20 protein-coding genes and 1 riboswitch are annotated in these 23,625 nt (G+C 69.6%); of the genes, 9 read left to right on the top strand and 11 right to left on the bottom strand.

All coding sequences use genetic code 11. From position 1 onward, the window contains the following. Positions 1-78 precede the first annotated feature (78 nt). Positions 79-708, top strand: coding sequence for a response regulator (locus L324_RS00920; RefSeq protein WP_235783371.1), 630 nt, complete (start codon positions 79-81; stop codon positions 706-708). On the opposite strand, the gene L324_RS00915 is transcribed toward L324_RS00920, so the two are convergent. Genes L324_RS00915 through L324_RS00905 form a run of 3 tightly spaced genes read right to left on the bottom strand, consistent with a single transcriptional unit; the run spans position 699 to position 3,903 of the window. Beyond that, entirely contained in the window at positions 699-2,204 is a 1,506-nt protein-coding gene (locus L324_RS00915; protein WP_037303358.1) for a precorrin-2 C(20)-methyltransferase, read from the bottom strand. The two genes, L324_RS00920 and L324_RS00915, sit on opposite strands and share 10 nt — an antisense overlap. Then, positions 2,201-2,824, bottom strand: coding sequence for a precorrin-8X methylmutase (locus L324_RS00910; RefSeq protein ID WP_037303357.1), 624 nt, complete (start codon positions 2,822-2,824; stop codon positions 2,201-2,203). The genes L324_RS00915 and L324_RS00910 overlap by 4 nt, the downstream gene beginning before the upstream one ends. Continuing rightward, a complete protein-coding gene (locus tag L324_RS00905) occupies positions 2,821-3,903 on the bottom strand; it encodes a ferredoxin-like domain-containing protein (protein ID WP_037303356.1) in 1,083 nt (360 codons plus the stop codon). Before L324_RS00905 ends, L324_RS00910 begins: the two co-directional genes overlap by 4 nt. Before the next feature lie 98 nt (positions 3,904-4,001). Between L324_RS00905 and L324_RS00900 the strand changes: the two genes are divergently transcribed. Genes L324_RS00900 through L324_RS00890 form a run of 3 tightly spaced genes read left to right on the top strand, consistent with a single transcriptional unit; the run spans position 4,002 to position 6,007 of the window. Continuing rightward, positions 4,002-4,910: an ABC transporter ATP-binding protein gene (locus L324_RS00900; RefSeq protein WP_037303355.1), complete on the top strand. Its 909-nt coding sequence runs from the start codon at positions 4,002-4,004 to the stop codon at positions 4,908-4,910. After that, entirely contained in the window at positions 4,907-5,758 is an 852-nt protein-coding gene (locus L324_RS00895; protein ID WP_037303353.1) for an ABC transporter permease, read from the top strand. The genes L324_RS00900 and L324_RS00895 overlap by 4 nt, the downstream gene beginning before the upstream one ends. Positions 5,759-5,761: 3 nt before the next feature. Continuing rightward, positions 5,762-6,007: a helix-turn-helix transcriptional regulator gene (locus L324_RS00890; protein ID WP_005162705.1), complete on the top strand. Its 246-nt coding sequence runs from the start codon at positions 5,762-5,764 to the stop codon at positions 6,005-6,007. A 66-nt stretch (positions 6,008-6,073) separates the two neighbouring features. On the opposite strand, the gene L324_RS00885 is transcribed toward L324_RS00890, so the two are convergent. Next, on the bottom strand, positions 6,074-7,027 hold the full coding sequence (locus L324_RS00885; protein ID WP_037303349.1) for a LysR family transcriptional regulator: 954 nt from the start codon (positions 7,025-7,027) through the stop codon (positions 6,074-6,076). Between the two features lie 126 nt (positions 7,028-7,153). Here L324_RS00885 and L324_RS00880 point away from each other — a divergent pair, with 126 nt between their 5' ends. The 3 genes from L324_RS00880 (at position 7,154) to cobN (ending at position 13,370) form a co-directional block, all read left to right on the top strand. Next, a complete protein-coding gene (locus tag L324_RS00880; protein WP_037303348.1) occupies positions 7,154-8,281 on the top strand; it encodes a PrpF domain-containing protein in 1,128 nt (375 codons plus the stop codon). Positions 8,282-8,311: 30 nt separating this feature from the next. After that, complete coding sequence (locus tag L324_RS00875) at positions 8,312-9,565, top strand: SLC13 family permease (protein WP_173426331.1); 1,254 nt, start codon at positions 8,312-8,314, stop codon at positions 9,563-9,565. A 79-nt stretch (positions 9,566-9,644) separates the two neighbouring features. After that, positions 9,645-9,720: riboswitch (cobalamin riboswitch) on the top strand. Between the two features lie 53 nt (positions 9,721-9,773). Beyond that, positions 9,774-13,370, top strand: coding sequence for a cobaltochelatase subunit CobN (cobN, locus tag L324_RS00870; RefSeq protein WP_037303347.1), 3,597 nt, complete (start codon positions 9,774-9,776; stop codon positions 13,368-13,370). Between the two features lie 202 nt (positions 13,371-13,572). Here the strand turns inward: cobN and L324_RS00865 are convergent, their stop codons facing one another. Next, entirely contained in the window at positions 13,573-14,661 is a 1,089-nt protein-coding gene (locus L324_RS00865; RefSeq protein WP_037303346.1) for a dihydrofolate reductase family protein, read from the bottom strand. 309 nt (positions 14,662-14,970) lie between these two features. On the opposite strand from L324_RS00865, the gene L324_RS00860 reads away from it, so the two are divergent. Then, the gene (locus tag L324_RS00860; protein WP_037303345.1) at positions 14,971-16,185 is read left to right on the top strand and encodes an HNH endonuclease signature motif containing protein; all 1,215 of its coding nucleotides are present in this window, start codon (positions 14,971-14,973) and stop codon (positions 16,183-16,185) included. A 196-nt stretch (positions 16,186-16,381) separates the two neighbouring features. Further along, positions 16,382-17,968, top strand: a complete 1,587-nt coding sequence (locus L324_RS00855) for an ABC-F family ATP-binding cassette domain-containing protein (protein WP_037303344.1) — start codon at positions 16,382-16,384, stop codon at positions 17,966-17,968. Here L324_RS00855 and paaE read toward each other — a convergent pair. The 6 genes from paaE to paaZ are packed head-to-tail and all read right to left on the bottom strand — an operon-like array spanning position 17,946 to position 23,614. Further along, the gene (paaE, locus tag L324_RS00850; protein ID WP_037303343.1) at positions 17,946-19,019 is read right to left on the bottom strand and encodes a 1,2-phenylacetyl-CoA epoxidase subunit PaaE; all 1,074 of its coding nucleotides are present in this window, start codon (positions 19,017-19,019) and stop codon (positions 17,946-17,948) included. The two genes, L324_RS00855 and paaE, sit on opposite strands and share 23 nt — an antisense overlap. A 1-nt stretch (position 19,020) precedes the next feature. Next, the gene (gene paaD / locus L324_RS00845) at positions 19,021-19,509 is read right to left on the bottom strand and encodes a 1,2-phenylacetyl-CoA epoxidase subunit PaaD (protein ID WP_037303341.1); all 489 of its coding nucleotides are present in this window, start codon (positions 19,507-19,509) and stop codon (positions 19,021-19,023) included. Next, positions 19,503-20,360, bottom strand: coding sequence for a 1,2-phenylacetyl-CoA epoxidase subunit PaaC (gene paaC, locus L324_RS00840; RefSeq protein ID WP_037303340.1), 858 nt, complete (start codon positions 20,358-20,360; stop codon positions 19,503-19,505). Before paaC ends, paaD begins: the two co-directional genes overlap by 7 nt. Position 20,361: 1 nt before the next feature. Continuing rightward, positions 20,362-20,646 carry a 1,2-phenylacetyl-CoA epoxidase subunit PaaB gene (paaB, locus tag L324_RS00835; RefSeq protein WP_037303338.1) on the bottom strand — a complete coding sequence of 95 codons (285 nt, stop codon included), beginning with the start codon at positions 20,644-20,646 and terminating at the stop codon, positions 20,362-20,364. Beyond that, on the bottom strand, positions 20,643-21,587 hold the full coding sequence (gene paaA, locus L324_RS00830) for a 1,2-phenylacetyl-CoA epoxidase subunit PaaA (protein ID WP_037303337.1): 945 nt from the start codon (positions 21,585-21,587) through the stop codon (positions 20,643-20,645). Before paaA ends, paaB begins: the two co-directional genes overlap by 4 nt. Next, the gene (gene paaZ, locus L324_RS00825) at positions 21,584-23,614 is read right to left on the bottom strand and encodes a phenylacetic acid degradation bifunctional protein PaaZ (RefSeq protein WP_037303336.1); all 2,031 of its coding nucleotides are present in this window, start codon (positions 23,612-23,614) and stop codon (positions 21,584-21,586) included. The genes paaA and paaZ overlap by 4 nt, the downstream gene beginning before the upstream one ends. Positions 23,615-23,625: the final 11 nt, after the last annotated feature.

Here is a 23,625-nt window from a genome sequence, read left to right as displayed (position 1 = left end):
TCGAAGCGTTATCGAATGGTCATTGTTCACCGAAAACGGCCGGACACTGTACAAAAGTTCTGCGCTACAACCGATGGCGTGCCGATTCGAACCCCAGTGGTGACAGTGGTCTTCGCGGGCGTCGCCGAATTGCCCGTGTCCTCGGAACTGGAGGTGCTCGCCCACACGACCGACGACCGCGACGCGCTCGCCCGCGCCACCGCGCTGCGGCCGGACGTCCTCGTCCTGCCCGTGCGGCCACCCGGTTTCGACGGCCTCGCCGTGACGCGCGAGGTGGCCTCCCGCGTGCCGGGAACCGCCGTGCTCGTATTGACCCCGCCCGGCGACGACGAGACCTGGGTCGCCGCGATGCGCGCGGGTGCCCGGGGTGTCCTGGCCGGGACGGCGGGCCCCGAAGACCTCCTCCGTGCCATCCACGGGGTCGCGGCGGGCGCCGTCGTCTTCGGCGAGCACGCGGCGAACCGGCTCTACGGCCTGCTGAACACGGCGCGGCCGATCCAGGTGTTCCCGCAGCTCACCTCACGCGAGCACGAAGTCCTCGATCTGCTGGCGGGCGGACTCGGGATCGCGGACGTCGCGCGGCGGCTGGGTCTCGCGACCAAGACCGTGCGCAACGTCGTCTCGGCGGTGCACGCCAAGGTCGGCACGGACGACCGCGAGACCCTGCTGGGCCAGGCGCGCAACGCCGGACTGGGCCGTCACTCGTAGGTGCGCGGCGTCCAGACCACCCCGTTCTCGGCGCGGGTCTTCGACGAACCCACGATCAGCAGGCAGCGCATGTCCACGGTCGCCGGATCGAGGGTGCCGAGGGTGACCACGCGGATGTCCTCCTCCGGGCCGCCGACGTCGCGGGCGACGACCACCGGCGTCTCCGGCGCGCGGTGCCGGAGCAGCACTTCACGGGCCTGCGCGAGCTGCGTGGTCCGCGTCCGGGACGCCGGGTTGTACAGCGCGAGCACGAGATCCGCGGCACCCGCCGCGTCGAGCCGCCGTTCGATGATCTCCCACGGCTTGAGCCGGTCGGACAGCGAAAGCACGCAGTAGTCGTGCCCGAGCGGCGCGCCGACCCGGGACGCGGCGGCCTGCGCGGCGGTCACCCCCGGCACGATCCGCACCCGCGTGCCGGCGCCGTGCCCGGCCGCGACCTGCTCCAGCACGGCCGACGCCATGGCGAACACGCCGGGATCGCCCGAGGACACCACCGCGACCTTGGCCCCGTCCGAGGCCAGTTCCAGCGCTTCGACGGCGCGTTCGGCCTCGACCCGGTTACCCGACGCGTGCCGCTGCTGCCCCGCGCGCTGCGGCACTCGCGCGACGTACGGGCCGTAGCCGACGATGTGCTCCGCCGAGGCCAGCTCCCCGGCCGCCTCGGGCGTCAGCCAGTCCGGGCCCGCCGGACCGAGCCCGACGACCACGACTTCGCCGCCGGTGTGCGTTTCCCGCTTCCGGACGACTTCGGGTTCGTCGGCGAGCCGGGACGCGTAGGCGGGGCTGGGCAGCAGCGCCAGCGAGAAGTACGGCACCGACTCGGGGTCGACGTCGGCGAAGGGCTCGACGCGCTGCGCCTGCCAGGTCGCGCGTTCGACGTAGAAGGCGTCGTCCAGCTTCCCGGCCTCGGCCAGCGCCTCCCGGACGTTGCCGAACGTGCGGCCGAGTTTGAGCACCGCCGCGGCCTGCGTGTCGGCCAGCCGCCGCGCGAGTTCCGGCGCGGGCAGCGTCCCCGGCAGGATGGTGAGGACCTCGTCGCGCTGCACCAGTGGACGGCCGAGCACCGACGACGCCGCGCTGACCGACGTCACGCCCGGCACCACGGTCGCCTCGTACCGGTCGGCGAGCCGCTCGTGCATGTACATGTAGGAGCCGTAGAAGAACGGGTCTCCTTCGCAGAGCACGACCACGTCGCGTCCGGCGTCGAGGTGTTCGGCGAGCCGCTTCGCGCTCAGCTCGTAGAAGTCGGCGATCGCGCCCTCGTAACCGCCGGGGTGGTCGGTGGTCTCGGTGGTGACCGGGTAGACCAGCTTCTCCTCGATCTGGCCGTCCCGCAGATACGGTTCGGCGACCGACCGCGCGATGCTCCGGCCGTGGCGCGCGCTGTGATAGGCGATGACGTCGGCCTCGCCGATCAGCCGCGCGGCCTTGACCGTCATCAGTTCCGGGTCGCCCGGCCCGAGCCCGACACCCCAGAGTTTCCCGAGCCCGCTCATTCGACCTCACTCGCCATCGCGTTGATCGCGGCGACGGCCATCGCGCTGCCGCCACGGCGTCCGTGCACCACCAGATACGGCGCGGGTGCCCGCTTCACGAGTTCCACTTTGGACTCCGCGGCGCCGATGAAACCGACCGGGACACCGACGATCGCCGCCGGGGCGCCGACGCCCTCTTCGAGCAGTTCCAGCAGCCGGAACAGCGCGGTCGGCGCGTTGCCGATCGCCACCACGGAACCGGGCAGCTTGTCGCGCCACAGCTCCAGCGCCGCCGCGGACCGGGTGGTGCCCATCCGCTCGGCCAGGCCGGGCACCTTCGGATCGGACAGCGTGCACAGCACCTCGTTGGCGGCAGGCAAACGTTTGCGGGTCACCCCGGAGGCGATCATGTTCGCGTCGCACAGGATCGGCGCGCCCGCTTCGAGGGCGGCGCGGCCGGATTCCACCACGTCCAGGCTGTAGCGGAGATCGTCGACGAGGTCGACCATCCCGCAGGCGTGGATCATCCGCACGGCCAGTACCGCGACGTCGTCGGGGAGGATCGCGAGATCCGCCTCCTCGCGGATGGTGGCGAACGAATGCCGGTAGATCTCGGCCCCGTCGCGGATGTAGTCGATCACTGCTGTCCCTTCTCCGCCAACACTGTCGCCAGCTCGTCGGCCGGGACCCACGTCCCGTCGACCAGATATCCGTCCTCCGCCGCGAGCACGTCGACGTGCTCACCGGCGGGTTTTCCGCATCGCCGCTCACAACCGGCGAAATGCGCCCTCGGCGTGCGGCCGATCCGCGCGGCGTCGGCCCGGACGTCGGCACGCGACTTCGCGCAGCCGGGATGTCCGATGCAGGCGCTGATACCGAGCGACGGCTCACGCGGATCGGTGATCAGGCCGGTGTCCCCGGCCAACTTCCCGAGGACGAGGATCGAACGCCATGGCGTGACCACGGCCTTTCCGGCCTTCGCGATCGCGCGTGCCTGCGCGGAAGTCAGCCGGCCGAGGGGCGGGGCGACCCCGACGGCGCCGTCGCCGATCGGCCCGATGGGCAGGCCGGGCTTCGTCGCGAAGGTCTCCGGTTCGACTCGCTTGCCTGAGACGCCACGCAGCAGCGCGTCCGTGCCGGTGAGTTCGCTGACTCGCCAGGCCGTGCCTCTGATCTGAAGGAAGGTCCGCGCGACCGAGATCAAGGCTTCGACGGCGTGCTCCTCGGTGACGCGCAGGCCGGTGTCGGCGCCGTCGAGCAGCAGCGCGCCGTCACGCCAGCAGGCGTCGGCGCCCTCCCCCGCGACGTCGCCCTGGCCGCCGTCGAGGGCGAAGAGGAAGCGCCCGGGGAGTCCGGCCAGCTCGGGGGCCGCGCACAGGGCCTGGTCGAGGGCGGGCGCGAGGCGTCGGGCGACGTCGCTCAGTGGCGACGCGAGGATGTTGCGCACGCGTTCGTGCGACGGCGCGGGCAGGAGCCCGGCCGCGGAGAGCCTGGCCGCGAGACCGGGCCGGGTGACCCCGCGAAGCTGGACGTTGCCGCGGGAGGTCAGGTGAAGCGCCCCGTCGCCGAGGTCGTCGGCGGCGTCGGCGAGGGCCCTGAGCTGGGCCTGGGTGATGGCACCACCGGGAAGGCGGACGCGCGCGAGCGGTCCGTCGGCGGCGTCGTGGGTGGCGAAAACGCCGGGGCACGCGTCGGCTCGGACACGTGCGCTCGTGGACATGCGCTCACTGTAGATGCCTCAGTTCGGCGTTAGCACCACTCGGATCTTATGTAGTAGGTGTGCTACATTCGGTCGCAGCACTGAGATGGGGGTGACCAATGAGAGATCCACAGGACGTGATGATCTCCGTCAAAGATCTGCGGATGCGGTACGGAACGAACGACGTCCTCCACGGGGTGGACTTCACCGCGCACCGAGGAGAGGTGATCTGCCTGCTCGGGCCGAACGGGGCGGGCAAGACCACGACGATCGAGATCCTCGAAGGCTTCCGGATGCGTTCGGAAGGCGAGGTCAGCGTGCTGGGCATCGACCCGGCGAACGCGGACGAGAACTGGAGGGCGCGGCTGGGGGTCGTCCTCCAGGCCTGGCGCGACCACGCGAAATGGCGGGTGCGCGAGCTGCTGGAGCACCTGGGCGGCTACTACGCGCCGTACTCCACCGATCGCATCAAGCGGCCGTGGGATCCGGACGAACTGATCGCCGCCGTCGGGCTGGCCCGGCACGCGGACAAGAGGATCCGGATGCTGTCAGGCGGGCAACGGCGCCGTCTCGACGTCGCGATCGGCATCGTCGGCCGTCCGGAACTGCTGTTCCTCGACGAACCGACCGCCGGACTGGACCCGGAGGCGCGGCGCGAGTTCCACGACCTCGTGCACCGGCTGACCGATGACGACGACACGACGATCCTGCTGACCACGCACGACCTCGACGAGGCCGAGAAGCTGGCCGACCGGATCCTCATCCTGAACCACGGCCGCATCGTCGCCGACGGTTCGGCCGACGCGCTGAGCAGGCAGATCGCCGGCGAGGCCGAGGTGCGCTGGACCCTGGACGGCCAGCGGTTCGTGCACTCCACGACGGAATCGACGAAGTACGTGCACGAACTGTTCAAACAGCACGGGGACGCCATCGGCGACCTGGAGGTCCGGCGGGCGTCGCTCGAAGACACCTACATGACCCTGGTCCGCAAGGCCGAGACCCCGCTCGTGGAGGTGGGTGCGCGATGAACGCGATCCAGCACAGCGTCCGGATGGGTGTCAGACGGGGCTTCCTGGAGTCGCGGCAGACCCTGACCGACCGCGAGGACCTGTTCAACTACTTCGTCTTCCCGGTGATCTTCGTGGTCGTCATGTTCTTCATGCGCGACTCGAAACTGCCGGGCGTGGAATTCTCGCTCGGCGCCGCCACCGTGCCGAGCGTGCTGGGCGCGTCGATCGTGTTCAGCGGCATGCTCGGGATGGCGGGCGTCCTCGCCGTCGAACGCGAGGACGGCACGCTCCTGCGTGCCAAGGCCACCCCGAACGGGATGATGGGCTACCTCGTCGGCAAGGTCGTCACGATCTCCATCAGCACCGTCATCGGGATCCTGCTGGTCCTGATCCCCGGCCTGTTCCTGTTCGACGGCATCGCGCCCGGCGGCTGGACGTCATGGCTCGGCCTGCTGTGGGTGCTGGCACTCGGCCTGCTCGCGACCATGCCGATCGGCGCCATCTTCGGCTCACTGACCACGAACGCGCGCAGCATCGGCCTGATCATGCTGCCCACCTTGGGAATCGGCGCGATCTCCGGCATCTTCTACCCGATCACCAGCCTGCCCGAATGGCTACAGGGCATCGGACAGGTGTTCCCGATGTACTGGCTCGGCCTCGGCATGCGATCGGCGCTGCTGCCGGACTCGACAGTGATGATCGAGATCGGGCAGTCGTGGCGGCCATGGGAGACCCTCGGTGTCCTGGCCGTATGGGCCGTGATCGGATTGACGCTGGCCCCGGTCGTCCTGCGGCGCATGGCGCGGCGCGAGTCCGGGTCCTCGGTGGCGGCACGACGCGAAAAGGCGATGCAGCGAATTGGTTAGCTCATGAGCGAGGTCGTTTACAACCGGATCGCGATGTTACGGGCGGAGCGGGGCATCTCCCGCCGCGAACTCGCCGATGCGCTGGGCGTGCATTACCAGACCATCGGCTACCTCGAACGCGGCGAGTACAGCCCGAGTCTCTATCTCGCCCTGCGGATCGCGGAGTTCTTCGAGGTGGCGGTGGAGATCATCTTCTCCACCGCCCCTTTCCCACGCATCGGGGACTCCTCTTCGGAACGGTCAGCGTGACTTCCGCATTTAGCCGACTAAACGCGCCTCCCGGAAAGCAATTAGTCGGCTGAGTGCGGGTCAGGGTTAGCGGCTGTGGACGGTGCCGATCTGGCTCCGCCGGAGATCCGGGCCGCTGAACTTGTCGGCGACCGCGTGCAGGATCGTGGTCATCGCGAGGGCCGCGGGCGTGGGCTCGCGGCTTTCGGTGCGGGCGAGGAGGATCCGCCGGGTCGGTGCGGGCACGTCGGTGCCGAAGGGGACCAGGCGGACGTCGTTGCGCCGGTTGGTGAGGGCCAGGCGCGGGGCGATGGCGATACCGAGTCCGGCGGCGACCATCGCCTGCGCTTCCTGGTAGTCGTGCGATTCGTAGGCGATGGTCGGTTCGAAGCCGGCGAGGCGGCAGCTGCGGCGCAGCACCTCCGCCACGGGATGGTTGTCCGCGCGGATGATCCAATCCTGCCCGGCCAGCGCGGTGAGGCTCACTTCGGTCTGTTCGAGCAGCTCGGAGTTGGCGGGCACGACGAGCACGGTGGGGTCGTCCAGCAGATGGGTGACGGTCAGCTGGTCGTCGTCGACCCGACTCCAGTGGTAGTCCCACAGCAGCGCCAGCTCGATCTCGCCGGTGTGCAGGAGTTCGAGCAGCTGGGCCAGCATCGCCGACCGGACGGCCGCGCGGACGCCGGGGTACTTCCGGGAGAACCGGGTCAGCGCCAGCGGCAGCAGGCTCGCGCTGACCGTCGGGAAGGAACCGAGCCGGAGCGTGCCCCGGTCGAGGCGGGCGAACACGTCCAGGTCCGCTTGCGCGGCGCTCAGCTGACGACGGATCGCCCGGCCGCGTTCGGCGAGCGCCAGGCCGGCGTCCGTCAGCCGGACCCCGCGGGGCAGGCGCTCCAGAAGTGGCTGTCCGGCCTCCGCCTCAAGCCGGGACATCTGCTGCGACGCGGCCGAGGTGGTCATGCCGATCGCCTCGGCCGCGCCGGTGAGGGAACCGTGGGTGGCGACCTCGGCGAGGAGCAGGATCCGGCGCACTTCGAGCATCGATCGGACCTCCGACGGCTGAGACGGGTTTAGCTGAGCTTAAGCCAGTGTAAGAGAACGAGCATTGTGCTCAACTCTCGGCGGAGCGAAGGTGACCTCAGTCCTAGCGAGAGTGAGGTACCCGGAGTGCACGTTCCCGCGACGCTCGTGCGTGGCGGCACCAGCAAATGCTGGCTGTTCGACCAGCGCGACGTTCCCCCCACCCTCGACGGCATCGAGGAACTGCTCGTCAACGCCTACGGGGCCGACGATCCGGTGCACTTGAACGGCGTCGGCGGAGCCACGCCGACGACCTCGAAGGCCGCCGTCGTGCGTCCCGGCGACACGGACGGCATCGACGTCGAGTATCTCTTCGGGCAGGTCGGGATCGGTGTGCCCAAAGTGGAATGGGGCAGCAACTGCGGCAACTGCGCGACCGCCATCGCCCTGTGGGCGGTCACCCGCGGCCTCCTGCCGATCACCGGCGACCGCACCACCGTCGTCCTGCGCAACCTCAACACCGGCGCGGTGCTCGAGGCCATTGTGGACACCCAGGGCGGCGTCGTACCCGAGTTCGGCACCGTGACCGTGCCGGGCACCCGCGCCGGCGGGGTCGCGGTCGGCCTGACGTTCCTCGATCCGGCCGGGGGAACGACCGGTTCGCTGCTGCCCACCGGGGTCCCCGTCGAAGAAATCGAAGCGGAGGGCCGCCACGCCCGCGTGACCCTGCTCGACGCCGGGGCACCGATGGCCCTCGTCGACGCCTCTTCGGTGGGCCGCGGCGGCGCGGAGTCCGTTGTGGACATTCGTGCCGAGGTGCCGTGGTTGAGATCGGTCAGGCGGATCGCGGCGCTCCGGATGGGGCTCGAGCCCTCGGACGCGGTCCCCAAGGTCGGTCTCGTCGGCGAACCCGTCGGCTACGTGAGTACCACCGGCGAGCCGATCGCCGCCGGGGATTACGACGTGTCGGTGCGCATGCTCTCGATGAACAGCCCGCATCCGGCGATCGGCCTCACCTCGGCGGTCGGGATCGCCGTGGCCAACCTGCTCGGCGATTCCGTTGTCGGCGCGCACTCCGGCGCGGTGGGCGGGGAACGCCTGCGCATCGGGACCCCGGCGGGTGTCGTCGAGGTCGTCAGCACCGGGATCGGCGACGGACGGCCTCGACGGGTCACCGTCCGCCGCGCCGCCCGTGTCCTCTGCGACGCCTCGATCCTCGTCCCGGAACCGCTCGCGATCCGGCGTCACGCACTCCCCACCGCCTCGCGCGGTTAGCCTGTCCACTCCTCTCCCTCAAGGACAAAGATGTCTCCTGAGCTGATTTCCCTCGGCGCCCTCGCCGTGATGTTCCTCGTCGGGACGCTGCTCCCGATCAACATCGGCATCCTCGCCTTCGTGGCCGCGTTCGTGATCGGCACGGCGTCGCTGGGACTGGACGAGGCCCAGATCTTCGAAGGATTCCCGGTTTCGCTGTTCGTGACGATCGTCGGCGTCACGTACCTGTTCTCCATCGCGCAGCGCAACGGGACCATCGACCTCATCGTGAGCTACGGCGTCCGCCTCGTGCGCGGCAAGGTCACCCTCATCCCGTGGGTGCTCTTCGCCGTCGCCGCCGTGTTGACCGCGTTCGGCACCTTCACCCCCGCCGCGGTCGCCCTGCTGGTCCCCATCGGCATGAACATCGCGTTCCGGCACCGGCTGAGCCCGCTGATGATGGGCATGATGATCATCTGCGGCGGGCACGCGGGCGCGTTCTCCCCGATCGCGGTCTCCGGGGTCCTGGTGAACGGGATGATCGCGGACACCCCGCTGGACGTGCCGCCCTCGGTGTTGTTGTTCCTCGCCAGCTTCGGGTTCAACGTGCTGCTCTCGGTGGCGACATTCCTGTTGCTGCGCAACAAGGTGCAGCCCGAACCGGCCGCCGGGGACGCCGTCGGTGCCGACGAACCGGCACCCGGCGGGGTCACCTGGCGACAGTGGCTCACCCTGGCACTGCTCGGCGGGCTCATCGTCGGCGCGCTCGGCTTCCACCTGCAGATCGGCTTCCTCGCCCTGGCGGCGGGTGCCCTGCTCGCGCTGGTCGACATGAAGAACCAGGCGAAGGCCGTCGACGGCATCAGCTGGTCGACCATCCTGCTCGTCGCCGGCATGGTCACCTACGTGGGCATCCTGGAGAAGGCGGGCACGATCGACGCCATCTCGGAACACGCCGCCGTGGTCGGCGCGCCCCTGCTCGTCGCGCTCCTCCTCTGTCTCACTGTCGCGATCACCTCGGCGTTCGCCTCGTCCACCGCGATCCTCACCGCCATCATCCCGATCGCGGTGCCCCTGCTGCTGTCGAGCCAGCTCAGCGCCGCGGGCCTGGTCGCGGCGTTGTCGATCTCGACCACCATCGTCGACGTCTCGCCGTTCTCCACCAACGGCGCCCTCGTGCTCAGCAACGCCAAGGGCGTGGACCGGCAGCGCTTCTACCGGCAGGTGATCGGCTACACCTGCGCGATCGTGGGCTTCGGCCCGGCCCTGGCCTGGGGTGTGCTCGTCCTGCCCGGCGCGTTCTAGCCACCCCTGATGGGCACATCACCTTGACGCCGGGCCGGGCCGCCCGGAGAGTGGGCTGGAACCCACGCGTCGGCAGGTGGAGGAACCCGGTGAGAGTCCGGGGCGGTCCCGCCACTGTCACCCCTCACAGGCACGAGAGGGGGAGCCAGGAACTCCCGCCGGCGCGACCGCACGACCCGGGGCGCGGACACCCCGAGTGAGGACTGCCGTGATCCTGCTTCTGTCCACTTCGGACACCGACCTGCTCAGCGCCCGTTCCAGCGAAGGCGACTACCGGCTGGCCAACCCGGCCCGGCTCGACCTCGCCGAACTGCCCGCCCTGCTCGACGGCGCCCAGATCGTCGTCGTCCGGATCCTCGGGTCCGAGCGCAGCTGGCAGGAAGGGCTCGACACGGTCCGCGCGAGCGGCGCGCACGTGGTCGTCCTCGGTGGCGAGCAGACCCCGGACGCGCAGCTCATGAAGCTGTCCACGGTCCCGGCGGGCACGGCGGCGGAGGCGCACGCGTACCTCGCGCAGGGCGGCCCGGCCAACCTCACCCAGCTGTACCGGTTCCTCAGCGACACGCTCCTGCTCACCGGCGACGGCTTCGAGCCGCCCGCCGTGCAGCCCCTCTGGGGTGTCCTGGAGCGCGAGCCCAAGAACACCGAGGGTCCGGTCATCGCGATCCTCTACTACCGGGCACATCACCTGTCCGGCAACACCGAGTTCGTCCGCTCCCTCTCCGACGCCATCGAGGACGCCGGGGGCCGCGCGCTCCCGATCCACTGCGCGTCCCTGCGCACACGCGAGCCGGAGATGATGGCCGAACTGGCCAAGGCCGACGCGCTCCTCGTCACCGTGCTGGCCGCCGGGGGCACCCGGCCGTCCGAGGTCGGCGCCGGTGGCGACGACGAGGCATGGGACGTCTCCGAGATGGCCGCCCTCGACATCCCGATCCTCCAGGCCCTCTGCCTCACCAGCGACCGCGAGACCTGGTCGGCGAACGACGACGGCCTCTCGCCGCTCGACGCCGGGAACCAGATGGCCGTCCCCGAGTTCGACGGGCGGCTGATCACCGTCCCGTTCTCGTTCAAGGAGATCGACGACGACGGCCTCCCGAAGTACGTGCCGGACGCCGAACGCGCGTCCCGGGTCGCCAAGATCGCGCTGGCCCACGCCAGGCTGCGCCACACGCCGCCGCCGGAACGCCGTATCGCGCTGATGCTCTCCGCGTACCCGACCAAGCATTCCCGCGTCGGCAACGCCGTCGGCCTCGACACGCCCGCGTCCGCGATCGCCCTGCTGCGCCGCATGCGCGAGCAGGGGTACGACCTCGGCGAGGACCCGTTCCCCGGCGTCGAGCCCACCGGCACCGACCAACCCGACGGTGACGCGCTGATCCACGCGCTCATCGCGGCGGGCGGGCAGGATCCGGAGTGGCTGACCGAGGAGCAGCTGTCCGGCAACCCGATCCGCGTCCCCGCCGACAAGTACCGCGAATGGTTCGCCGAGCTGCCCGCGGAACTGCGTGAGGGCATGGAGGAGCACTGGGGCCCCGCCCCCGGTGAGCTTTACGTCGACAGATCTCTCGACACAGCGGGCGACATCGTGCTCGCGTCGCTCCAGTCCGGCAACGTCATCCTGATGATCCAGCCGCCCCGCGGCTTCGGCGAGAACCCGGTGGCGATCTACCACAACCCGGACCTCCCGCCGAGCCACCATTATCTGGCCGCCTACCGGTGGCTGGAGGAGGAGTTCGGCGCGCACGCCGTCGTCCACCTCGGCAAGCACGGTTCGCTGGAATGGCTCCCCGGCAAGACGGCCGGCCTTTCGGACTCCTGCGCGCCGGACGCCGTCCTCGGCAACCTGCCGCTGATCTACCCGTTCCTGATCAACGATCCCGGCGAGGGCGCGCAGGCGAAACGGCGCGCGCACGCGACCATCGTCGACCACCTGATCCCGCCGATGGCCCGCGCCGAAAGCTACGGCGACATGGCCCGGCTGGAGCAGCTCCTCGACGAGCACGCCAACATCGCCGCGATGGACCCGGCGAAACTGCCCGCGGTCCGCGCGCAGATCTGGACGCTGATCCAGGCCGCGAAGCTCGACCACGATCTCGGCGTCGAGGAACGTCCGCACGACGCGGAATTCGACGACTTCCTGCTGCACATCGACGGCTGGCTGTGCGAGGTCAAGGACGCCCAGATCCGCGACGGCCTGCACATCCTCGGTGTCGCGCCGGAAGGCGAGGCGCGGATCAACCTCGTGCTCGCGATGCTGCGGGCCCAGCAGATGTGGGGCGGCAAACAGGGCGCCGTACCCGGACTCCGCTCCGCCTTGGGGCTCAAGGAGAACAGCGACGCACCACTGTCCGAAGTGGACGCGATCGAACAGACGGCACGGTCGCTCGTCGAGGCGATGGAGGCCAGGGACTGGTCTCCCGCCGCCGTCGCCGAGGTCGTCGCCGACGTGCCGGAGCACCAGGACGTCGCCCGGGTGCTCACCTTCGCCGCCACCGAGATCGTGCCGCGACTGGCGGGCACCGGCGCCGAGATCGACGCCGTGCTCCACGCCCTCGACGGCGGTTACATCCCGGCGGGCCCCAGCGGTTCCCCGCTGCGCGGCCTGATCAACGTGCTGCCCACCGGCCGCAACTTCTACACCGTCGACCCGAAGGCCATCCCGAGCCGCCTCGCCTGGGAGACCGGGCAGGCGCTCGCCGATTCGCTTCTCCGGCGATACCGCGAGGACACCGGGGATTGGCCGCGCTCGGTCGGCCTTTCGGTGTGGGGCACGTCCGCCATGCGCACCTCGGGCGACGACGCCGCGGAAGTCCTTGCCCTGCTGGGTGTCCAGCCGGTCTGGGACGAGGCGTCACGCCGGGTCACCGGGATCGAAGCCATCCCGCTCGCCGAACTGGGCCGTCCGCGCATCGACGTCACCGTGCGGATCAGCGGGTTCTTCCGCGATGCCTTCCCGCACGTGATCGCACTGCTGGATGACGCCGTGCGGCTCGTCGCGAACCTGGACGAGCCGGACGAGCAGAACTTCGTCCGCGCCCACACCCGCGCGGATCTCGCCGCGCACGGGGATGAGCGCCGCGCCACCACGCGGATCTTCGGTTCCAAGCCCGGCGCGTACGGCGCGGGCCTGCTGCCGCTGATGGACTCCGGGAACTGGCGTGACGACAAGGATCTCGCCGAGGTCTACGCGGTGTGGGGCGGTTTCGCCTACGGCCGTGACCTCGACGGCAGGCCCGCGCGCGAGGACATGGAGAACTCGTACAAGCGGATCGTGGTCGCGGCCAAGAACACCGACACCCGCGAGCACGACATCGCCGACTCCGACGACTACTTCCAGTACCACGGCGGGATGATCGCGACGGTCCGCGCGCTGACCGGGACGGCGCCCGCCTCGTACGTCGGCGACAGCACCACCCCGGACGCGGTCCGCACCCGCACCCTCGGTGAGGAGACCGCCCGTGTCTTCCGTGCCCGTGTGGTCAATCCGCGTTGGCTGGCCGCGATGCGCAAGCACGGTTACAAGGGCGCCTTCGAGCTGGCGGCGACGGTCGACTACCTGTTCGGTTTCGACGCCACCGCCGGGGTGGTCGGCGACTGGATGTACGAGAAGCTCACCGAGTCCTACGTGCTCGACGAGGTCAACCAGGAGTTCCTGCGCCAGGCCAATCCGTGGGCGCTGCGCGGCATCATCGAGCGCCTCGACGAGGCGGCCGACCGGGGACTCTGGGCGGAGCCGGACGCCGATCTTTTGGCTCAGCTGCGTGAGGTCTACCTCTCACTGGAGGGCGACCTCGAGTCCTGACGTCACCCGCTGGAGCAGCGCCATGGCCCGCCCGGCGGTACCACTGTCGTATGCGCAGAACTTAGCGTGACAAGGGCGGTGGGACGTCAAGGATCGGGAGGACAGCCATGATCAAGCGTCTGTTGAAGGTCGTGCTTCGCCACGGTTGCTGCTCGGCGTGCACCGGTCTGGGCTGCGGCTGCTGCGACGCCTGCAAGTAAGTTCAGGGGTGGACACCCGGGATATGGGTGTTCGCGCGGCGGACGTCGGCGGCGAGGGCTGGTACCTCGATCACCCGGCGTCCGGCCGCTTCCAGCGTTTCGGCGCCGACGCAGTCGACGAACACCGACGGCTCACGCCAGGCGAACACGACTCGGGGAAGGCCGGCGTCGAGGATGAGCTGGGTGCAGCTTCGCGGATGTGACGTCCGCGAGCTGCACGGCTCCAACGACGTGTACATCGTCGCCTCCGCCAGCCGCGGGTCACCGGATTCGAGCTTCGCGAGCGCGGCTTCTTCCGCGTGGTTGGCGGGATCGCCGTCCCCCGAGTAGCCGGTGGAGATCACCTCGCCGTCGGCGTCGGTGATGACCGCGCCGACGCGGAATGTCCTCGGCGGGCAAAGATCCGCCAGTGCGATGGCCTCGCGCAGCCGCAGAATGTCCACTTCGGACGGTTCCGGGGTCGCGTGGTACTCCAGGACGGCAACATCGCCCAACCGGCTGCTTTTGATCAGGTTCAGCCCGCGCGGGAAGGCACCGGGCCCGGTGAACCTCGGCGCGCACGGATCACCGACGAAGAACGGCGCGATCGCCAGATGCAGCTCGTCGACGAGTCCCTCGGTGAGGAACTGGGTGTGGATCGCGCCGCCGCCTTCGACCATCAGCCGCCGCACGCCGCGAGTGGAGAGATCCGCCAGCATCTCGCGCAGGCCCGTCAGTTCGACCACGGTCGCCTTCACGCCCGTGACGACGCCGGGCGGCGCGTAAACCAGCTTTTCGGCGTCGCCGAGGGTGAAGAACCGGGCCGCCGGATCGAGTGAACCACTGCGCGTCAGCGTGACCTTGACCGGTTGTTCCGGCCGTCCGGCGGCGACGCGCTCACGCACCAGCTCCGGCGAGCGGACCAGCAGCCTGGGATTGTCGGCGCGGACCGTGTTCGCGCCGACCAGGATCGCGTCGGACGCCGCCCGCAGACCGTCCACCCTGGCCCAGTCGTCCTCGTTGGACAGCATCAGCCGGGTGTCGGTCGCGTCGTCGAGGTAACCGTCCAGCGAGACCGCGGCGGACAGCAGGACGTGGGGGCGTTCGCTCACGTCGTCAGTATGCCCTCGTGGGTCGCCGCGGTGACGGACCGCCTCTCGGGGCGGTGGGTCTGTGCCAGGTCCTCCGTTGCCGAATTCCGGCAATACGTGACGCTCTGGCCCCAAGGGCAGCGCTCAAGAAATCCTGTCCGCGCGCACCGCTTACCACTATCGGGCGAACATCGCCAAGCGCGCATCCCAGATTTCCCTTGCCACGAACAGAATTACCGAATATCGGCAACTGTGGCGGCAGTCGAATGATCCAGAACTGTCGGTGGAGGGTCGTAGGTTGATCGGGTGGAAAATTACCGAGCCACCGCAGTGGCGCTACTCGAGGAAATCACCGCCCCCGACAATCTGAAGGCCATCAATACCGCCGCGGATTCGTTGGACGACAACGAATCCGTCGCCCTCGCGAAAGCGGCGTCAGCGGGGATCGCCCGCCTGGAAGCGATCCGTTACCGTGCCCTTTCCCAGCTGAATCGACATCGCGAAGGCGCGCGTAGCGTCGCCCAGGAGGTCGCGTTCGCCCTGTCGGTGGGCGACAGGTACGCGGCCGGGCTGGTCGCCGCCGCCGACGCGTTGACCACCAGGTTGCCCCGCACCCTGGGTTTGATGGACAAGGGCAAGGTGGACGGGTTCGGCGCGATGAAAGTCGTGACGGCCACAGCGTGGCTGTCCGACGAAAACGCGCTCGCCGCCGACGCCTTGTTGGAAGACCGATTACCCGGCAAGAATGCCGAACAGATCCGCAAAGCGGCGAACCACGCGGCGGCGACCGTCGATCGTGAGGGCGCGGGCAAGCGTTGCGAGCGGGCCCGCGAAGGCCGCCGGCTCGTGGTGAGTCAGGGTGAGGCGGGCGTGGCCTCGCTGGAGATCGAGGACGGCCCGGTGGAGAAGGTCACCGCCGCCTACAACCGGATCGACCGGGAGGCCCGCGCGCTCAAGACCGGCGACGAGACCCGCACTTTGGATCAGCTTCGCGCCGATGTCGCTCTCGACCTCCTGTTGGGCGGCAGCGGCGGGAAAAGTGAACGCGCCGAAGTATTCCTTTATCTGGACCTCTTCACCTACCTCGGACTCAACGACGCCCCGGCGGAAATGGCCGGGCACGGCCAAATCCCGGCGTCGCTGGCGCGGCACATCGCGAGCGGACCCGACACGGTGCTGCGGCGGATCATCACCGACCCGCTGTCAGGTCAGGTCGCGGATCTCGGCCGGGACCGGTATCGCCCGACGGCCGGTCTTGACGAGTTCCTCCGGGTCCGCGACCGCGAATGCCGCAGACCTGGGTGTCACCGGCCCGCTCAGGCCTGCGATCTCGACCACTCCATCCCATGGCAGTTCCAGGGGCACACCGACGCCGGCGACCTCATCGCCTTCTGCCGCCGCGACCATCGGCTCAAGGACGAACCCGGGTGGATCTACCGGCTGGCACCGGACGGGACCCTGACGATCACCACACCGACCGGCCAAACCTACGACAGCACGCCACCTCCTCTGCACACGCCTCGTACCGGGGAAGCACCGTTCTGACCCGGTTGCCGCGAAACGGCAACCGGCACGAACCATACGAACCGTATTCGCCCCCAGCGAGACCGCGGCGGACGACAGCATGCCTCGCAATCTAACGCAAAAGGAGTTGCGTTAGTTCGCGACGGTCGGTTAGCCTGGTCCCATGATCTTGTGAGACGAACCTGCGCCCCCATCCACCTCCTTCGCAGGGAGTCTCATGTCTTCTTCCTTGACGCTTTCCGACGTCACCTTCACCTGGCCCGATGGCGCCCCGGCGTTCGAGCGCCTCTCGCTCACCATCGGCACCGGCCGTACCGGCCTGGTGGGCACCAACGGTTCCGGTAAATCCACGCTGCTCCGGCTGCTCACCGGCGACCTGCGGGCCTCCTCGGGCTCCATCACCGCACCGGGCGAGCTCGGCTACCTGCCGCAGAATCTCGTCCTGGACACCGACCGCCGCGTTGATGACGTCCTGGGCGTCACCGCGATCCGCGCGGCGATCAAGGCCGTCGAAAACGGCGATGTCACCGAGGAGCATTTCGCCCTCGTCGGCGACAACTGGGACGTCGAGGAGCGCATCCACGCGATCCTCGACAGGCTCGGCCTGGGTGCCATCCGGCTGGACCAGCGGGCCGGGGAACTGTCCGGCGGCGAAATCACGCTGCTCGGGCTGGCCGCCCTGCTCCTGCGCCGTCCGTCCGCGCTGCTGCTCGACGAGCCCACGAACAATCTCGACCTCCGGGCACGCGAACTCGTGCACCGCGAGGTGGAGGGCTGGGGCGGGATCCTCGTGGTCGTCTCGCACGATCGCGAACTGCTCCAGCTGGTCGACCGGATCGCCGAGGTCCGCGACCACGAAGTGACACTGTACGGCGGGAACCTCACCGACTACGAACACGCCGTCGAGGTCGCGCAGGAAGCCGCGCGGCGGCACCTCAGGGCGGCGGAATCGGACGTCAGACGGCAGAAGCGGGAGCTGATCGAAGCAGGGACCAAACTCGCCCGGCGCGCCCGCTACGGCCAGCAGATGTGGGACCGGAAACGCGAACCCAAAGTCCGGATGCGCAAACGCCAGGAGGACGCGCAGATCGCCGCGGGCAAGTACCGGAACCTGCACACCGACCGGCTCGAAACCGCCGTCGAGACGCTGAAAGCCGCGGAAGGGCTGGTGCGCGAGGACGCCGAGATCCGCGTCGAACTGCCGGAGACCACGGTCCCCCGTGGCACGGACGTGCTCCGGATCGACGCCGTGCCCCGGTTCGGCCCGGCGGTGGACCTGCACGTCATGGGGCCCGAACGGATCGCGCTCGTCGGTCCCAACGGGTCGGGCAAGACCACCCTGCTCCGCACGATCACCGGCGAACTCCCGCCGAAGTCGGGCGACGTGGGGCTGTTCGTCCCCGCCAGGCTGCTCCCCCAGCGGCTCGACATCCTCGACGACACGCTGTCCATTGTGGACAACGTGCGGCTGGTCGCGCCGTCGCTCACCGACAACGAGATCCGCGCCAGACTGGCACGGTTCCTGTTCCGGGGCACGGCGGCCGAACGCACGGTGGCGTCGCTGTCCGGCGGGGAACGGTTCCGCGCCGCGCTGGCGACGTTGCTGCTGACCGAGCCCACGCCGCGGCTGTTGTTGCTCGACGAGCCGACCAACAACCTCGACCTGGCGAGCGTGCGGCGGCTCACCGAGGCGCTCCTGGCCTACCGGGGCGCGCTGATCGTGGCGAGCCACGACCGGCCGTTCCTGGCCGACATCGGCATCACCCGGAGGGTGCCTCTCGTCAGGCGTCGAAATCCACAGTGACGGCCTCGGAGATCGGCACCGACTGGCAGGTGAGCACGAAACCGGCGTCGACCTCGGCCTTCTCCAGGGCGAAGTTACGCCGCATGTCCACCTTGCCGTCGCAGATCTTCGCCCGGCAGGTGCCGCACACCCCGCCCTTGCAGGCGAACGGCAGATCCGGCCGGTACTTCTGCGCGCCGTCGAGCAAAGAGGAGCTGCGCGGCAGCGTCATCGTCGTCGACCGGCCGTCGAGGACCAGCGTGACCTCGCTGGACGACCCCACGACGGCCGGATCGACGTGATGCACCGGCTCCGGCGGAGTGTCCACATAGAACAGTTCCTGGTGGACGCGCTCATCGGGAACATCAAGAGAGCGCAACAATTCCTGCGCGCCGGTCACCATCTCGAACGGACCGCACAGCCACCAATGCGCGACGTCCCCGGGCGGGATCAGCACGGTGCACAGGCGCCGCAGCTTCTCGGCGTCGAGGCGGCCGGTGAACAGTTCGGCCTCACGCGGCTCACGGGAGAGCACGTGCACGAGTTCGAGCCGCGCCGGGTAGCGGTCCTTCAGGTCGGCGAGGTCGTCGGCGAACATGACGGTGTCCGTGCGCCGGTTGCCGTAGAGCACGGTCACCGTCGCGTCGGAATCGGCGAGCAGCGAAGAGGCGATCGACAGCACCGGCGTGATCCCGGAGCCGGCCGCGATCAGCACGTGATGCCCGGCGGCCGCCATATCAGGAGTGAAGTTGCCGGTCGGCGCGGCGACCTCGACCTCGTCGCCGGGGCGCACGTCACGCACAAGCCACGACGAGAACAGCCCGCCCGGTACCTCCCGGACGCCGACGCGCGGCGCCGCACCGGCGGGCGCGCAGATCGAGTACGAGCGGCGCTCGTCCCGGCCGTCGATCACGCGGCGCAGGGTCAGCGACTGGCCGGGCTTGAACCGGAAGGTTTCGGCGAGGTCTTCGGGTACGCCGAAGGTCACCGCGACGGCGTCGTCGCACAGGCGCTGGACATCAGCCACCTTCAGGGTGTGGAACCCGGTGCGGCGCAGGGTGGACGCGGTCACGCTAGATCTCCTTGACGTGTTCGAACGGTTCGAGACAGAACCGGCAGCGGCGCAGGGCCTTGCACGCCGTCGCGCTGAACCGGGACTGCTCCTCGGTGTCCGTGGAACCGCAGTGCGGGCAGCGGACCGACGACATCGGCGGGCTCAACGTGAGCGGGATCGGGCCGGTCCGCCGCGGCGCGGCCCCCGGCGGCGCGATCCCGGCCTCGGCCAGTTTCCGCTTGCCGTCCTCGGTGATCCAGTCGGTGGACCAGGCGGGCTGGAGCACCGTGCGGACCTCGACCTCGCCGTAGCCCGCGCCGGTGAGCGCGTGCACGAGATCGTCGCGCATGGTGTCCATCGCCGGGCAGCCGGTGTAGGTCGGGGTGATCGCGACGACCACCCGACCGCCGGATTCGGACACCTCACGCAGCACGCCGAGGTCGGCGAGGGTGAGCATCGGCAGTTCCGGATCGGTCACCGTGGCCGCCACGGCATACGCGGTCACCATGTCGCCTCCGGATGTTCCCTGGCGACGCTCTGCAGTTCGGCCAGCAGGAAACCCATCCGCTCGGTGTGCACGCCGTCGCGGCCCATCCGGCCGGAGACCCCGGCGATGGCGCCGGCCTCGGGCCGCGTCAGCTTCGCGGCGGCCAGCACCTGGTCGAGGACCGCGTCGAATTCCGGCCGCAGCGAGGGCGAGTCGACGAACTCGTCCTGGTGTGCGACGAAAAGCTCGTCGACGTAAGGCCAGACGGCGTCCAGGCCCTCCTGCATCCGCTCGTGGGACAGCTCGGTGCCGTCGCCGAGGCGCACGGTCCACTGTGCCGCGTAGTCGCGGTGGTAGGCGACCTCCTTGACACCCTTGTCCGCGATGGCCGCGAGCACCGGGTCCACACTGGACTGAAGCCGCTGCAAGAGCGCCAGCCGCCAGATCGAGAAGACCAGCAGCCGCGCGATCAGATGCCCGAAATGGCCGCCGTCGAGTTCGGCGAGCCGGACGTTGCGGTACTCCTGCTCGCTCCGGAAGAAGGCGTAGGAGTCCTCGGTGCGCTCGCTGCCGTCGGCCTTGCCCGCACGGGCCAGCAGCAGCCGGGCCTGGCCGAGCAGGTCGAGCGCGATGTTCGCGATCGCGACCTCGTCCTCGAGTTCGGGCGCGTTCGTGCACCACTCCTGCAGCCGGTGCGAGAAGATCAGCGCGTCGTCGCCGAGCATCAGGCAGTAGGCGGCCAGCCGGTCACCGTCCACACCGGACGGAACCGTGGTGTCCACACCGGACAGCGGGTCCTCGAAACCGGTCCCGAAGGCCCAGCGGGAGTCGTTCTCCTCGGTGATCGCCTCGTAGGCGTTGTCGAAACTCATGTCAGATGTGCGGAACGTTGTCGGGGATGTCGTAGAACGTCGGGTGCCGGTACACCTTGTCGCCGCTGGGCGCGAAGAACGGGTCCTTCTCGTCCGGCGAGGACGCCGTGATGGCGCTCGCCCGCACGACCCAGATCGACACGCCCTCGTTGCGGCGGGTGTACAGATCCCGCGCGTGATGCAGCGCCATGTCGTCGTCCGCGGCGTGCAGCGAACCCACGTGGACGTGGTTCAGGCCGCGCTTGCCCCGGACGAACACCTCGTACAACGGCCAGTCGTGCTTCATGCCGAGGCACCTTTCTTCGCGGCGTGGGCTGTCGCGGCTTCGCGTACCCACGCGCCGTCTTCCTGTGCCCGGCGCCGGTGCGCGATGCGCTGGGCGTTGCAGGGACCGTTGCCCTTCAACACGTTCTTGAACTCGTCCCAGTCGACCTGGCCGAAGTCGTAGTGCCCGCGCTCGGCGTTCCACTTGAGGTCCGGATCCGGGAAGGTGACACCCAGCGCCTCAGCCTGCGGAATGGACATGTCGACAAAGCGCTGGCGAAGCTCGTCGTTGGTGTGGCGTTTGACCTTCCACGCCATCGACTGCGCGGTGTTCGGCGAATCCGCGTCCGGCGGACCGAACATCATCAGCGACGGCCACCACCAGCGGTTCACCGCCTCCTGCACCATCTCCCGCTGCTTCTCGGTGCCGCGCATCATCGTCATCAGCAGTTCGAAACCCTGCCGCTGATGGAACGACTCCTCCTTGCAGATACGGATCATCGCCCGCGCGTACGGCCCGTACGAGCTGCGGCACAACGGGACCTGGTTGCAGATCGCGGCGCCGTCGACCAGCCAGCCGATCACGCCGACGTCGGCGAAGGTCAGCGTCGGATAGTTGAAGATCGACGAGTACTTCTGCCTGCCGTTGATCAGCTTGTCGGTCAGGTCCGCGCGGTCCGCGCCGAGCGTGGCCGCCGCCGAATACAGGTACAGCCCGTGCCCGGCCTCGTCCTGGACCTTGGCCAGCAGGATCGCCTTGCGCCGCAGGGAAGGCGCGCGAGTGATCCAGTTGCCCTCGGGCTGCATGCCGATGATCTCCGAATGCGCGTGCTGCGCGATCTGCCGGATCATCGTCTTGCGGTAACCCTCGGGCACCCAGTCGCGCGGCTCGATCCGCTGATCACGCGCGATGGTCGCTTCGAAGTGCTGTTCGAGGTCTTCCTCAGGCAGCGTCGCTGTCATGACTGCTCCTTCGCCACCAGGGTGAGCACGTCGTACTTGGCGACCGAGTCGCCGTCGGCGTTGGTCACGTCGGCGTCCCAGCGGACCTCGCCGTACTCCTGGTCGATACGCGGGGTGATCTGCTTGGCGGTCAGGGTCACCGTGAGGGTGTCGCCGACCTTGACCGGGGTGAGGAACCGCAGGTTCTCCAGGCCGTAGTTGGCCAGCACCGGGCCGGGCTCCGGCGAGACGAACAGGCCCGCGGCGAACGACACCACGAGGTACCCGTGCGCCACGATCCCGCCGAACAGCGGGTTCGCCGCGGCGGCCTCGGGATCGGTGTGCGCGTAGAAGGTGTCGCCGGTGAACTCGGCGAAGTGGTCGACGTCGGACTGCAGCACCTCACGCGGCCCCGCGACGACGGAGTCGCCGATCTTCAGCTCCGCCAACGACTTCCGGAACGGGTGGACGTCGCTTTCGGTCCGGGGAGCGCCGGTGACCCAGCGGCCGGTGACCGTGCTGAGCACCTCCGGGCTGCCCTGGACGGCCGTGCGCTGCATGTGGTGCAGCACGCCGCGGACGCCGCCCATCTCCTCGCCGCCCCCGGCGCGGCCGGGGCCGCCGTGGACCAGCTGCGGCATCGGCGAACCGTGGCCGGTGGACTCCTTGGCGTCGTCGGCGTCGAGCACCAGCAGGCGGCCGTGGTACGGCGCGACCCCGAGGACGACCTCGCGCACGAACTCCTTGTTCGCGGAGACCACGGAACCCACGAGGCTGCCGCCGCCGCGCGCGGCGAGTTCGACGACCTGCTCGGTCGAGGTGTAGGGCAGCAGCGTCGACACCGGGCCGAACGCCTCGACCTCGTGCGGCTCGGACCGCTCCGGATCGGCCTTCAGCAGGACGGGCGAGATGAAGGCGCCACGTTCGGCGTCCGCACCGACGACCTCGACCTGCTCCGGGTCGCCGAAGACGACCGTGCCGACGTCCAGCAGCGCCTTGAGCGACCGCCGGACCTCCTCACGCTGCTCCAGGCTGGCCAGCGCGCCCATGCGGACACCCTCGGCGGTGGGGTTGCCGATGGTGACCTTCGCCAGCCGAGCGCTCGCGGCCTCGGCGACGTCGTCCAGCAGGTCGGCGGGGACGAAGGCGCGCCGGATGGCGGTGCACTTCTGGCCGGCCTTGACCGTCATCTCGGTGGTCAGCTGCTTGACGAAGAGGTCGAACTCGATCGTGCCGGGTTTGGCGTCCGGGCCGAGGATCGACAGGTTCAGCGAGTCCGCCTCGGCGTTGAACCGGACGGAGTTGCGCACGATCGCCGGATGCGCGCGCAGCTTCTGCGCGGTGGAGGCGGAGCCGGTGAAGGAGACGAGGTCCTGCGCGGTGACGTGGTCGAGCAGGTCGCCCACGCTGCCTGCGACGAACTGCAGCGTGCCCTCGGGGAGGATGCCGGACTCGATGATGATCTCGACCAGGCGCGCGGTCAGGTACGCCGTCTGGCTGGCGGGCTTGATCAGGCTCGGCACCCCGGCGAGGAACGCGGGCGCGAACTTCTCCAGCGGGCCCCAGACGGGGAAGTTGAAGGCGTTGATCTGGACGGCGACCCCGCGCAGCGGGACGGCGATGTGCTGCGCGACGAAGGTGCCGCCCTTGCTCAGCGGTTCGACGTTGCCGTCGACGTAGACGGTGTCGTTCGGCAGTTCGCGCTTACCCTTGCTGGAGTAGGCGAACAGGACGCCGATGCCGCCGTCGATGTCGACCATCGAGTCGGTCTTGGTCGCACCCGTGCGCGCCGACAGCGCGTACAGCTCGTCGCGGTGTTCGCGCAGGTGCGAGGCCAGCGCCTTCAGGAGCGCGGCGCGCTGGTGGAAGGTCAGCTCACGCAGCGCGGGACCGCCGGTGCGGCGGCCGTACTCCAGCGCCGCGGCGAAGTCGATGCCCTCGGACGAGACCCGGGCGACCTCCTCGCCGGTCGAGGCGTCGTGCAGCGGTACTCCGTCGTTGTCCGCCGTGTGCCACCCGCCGGAGACGTAGCTGCGCAGCAATGCCATGGGGCCGACCC

The sequence above is a fragment of the Amycolatopsis orientalis DSM 40040 = KCTC 9412 genome (assembly GCF_000478275.1).
GTDB classification, from domain to species: Bacteria; Actinomycetota; Actinomycetes; order Mycobacteriales; family Pseudonocardiaceae; genus Amycolatopsis; species Amycolatopsis orientalis.
Note: the sequence above shows the minus strand (reverse complement) of the source record. Positions and strands in the feature narration are given on the sequence as shown.

Excerpts from the sequence above, each read along its gene's own strand:
- L324_RS00900 (WP_037303355.1), top strand. The coding sequence starts at position 4,002 with ATGAGAGATCCACAGGACGTGATGATCTCCGTCAAAGATCTGCGGATG.
- L324_RS00875 (WP_173426331.1), top strand. The coding sequence starts at position 8,312 with ATGTCTCCTGAGCTGATTTCCCTCGGCGCCCTCGCCGTGATGTTCCTC.
- L324_RS00890 (WP_005162705.1), top strand. The coding sequence starts at position 5,762 with ATGAGCGAGGTCGTTTACAACCGGATCGCGATGTTACGGGCGGAGCGG.
- paaZ (WP_037303336.1), bottom strand. The coding sequence starts at position 23,614 with ATGGCATTGCTGCGCAGCTACGTCTCCGGCGGGTGGCACACGGCGGAC.
- L324_RS00905 (WP_037303356.1), bottom strand. The coding sequence starts at position 3,903 with ATGTCCACGAGCGCACGTGTCCGAGCCGACGCGTGCCCCGGCGTTTTC.
- paaC (WP_037303340.1), bottom strand. The coding sequence starts at position 20,360 with ATGAGTTTCGACAACGCCTACGAGGCGATCACCGAGGAGAACGACTCC.
- L324_RS00895 (WP_037303353.1), top strand. The coding sequence starts at position 4,907 with ATGAACGCGATCCAGCACAGCGTCCGGATGGGTGTCAGACGGGGCTTC.
- L324_RS00915 (WP_037303358.1), bottom strand. The coding sequence starts at position 2,204 with ATGAGCGGGCTCGGGAAACTCTGGGGTGTCGGGCTCGGGCCGGGCGAC.
- paaD (WP_037303341.1), bottom strand. The coding sequence starts at position 19,509 with ATGGTGACCGCGTATGCCGTGGCGGCCACGGTGACCGATCCGGAACTG.
- L324_RS00885 (WP_037303349.1), bottom strand. The coding sequence starts at position 7,027 with ATGCTCGAAGTGCGCCGGATCCTGCTCCTCGCCGAGGTCGCCACCCAC.
- paaB (WP_037303338.1), bottom strand. The coding sequence starts at position 20,646 with ATGAAGCACGACTGGCCGTTGTACGAGGTGTTCGTCCGGGGCAAGCGC.
- L324_RS00855 (WP_037303344.1), top strand. The coding sequence starts at position 16,382 with ATGTCTTCTTCCTTGACGCTTTCCGACGTCACCTTCACCTGGCCCGAT.
- paaA (WP_037303337.1), bottom strand. The coding sequence starts at position 21,587 with ATGACAGCGACGCTGCCTGAGGAAGACCTCGAACAGCACTTCGAAGCG.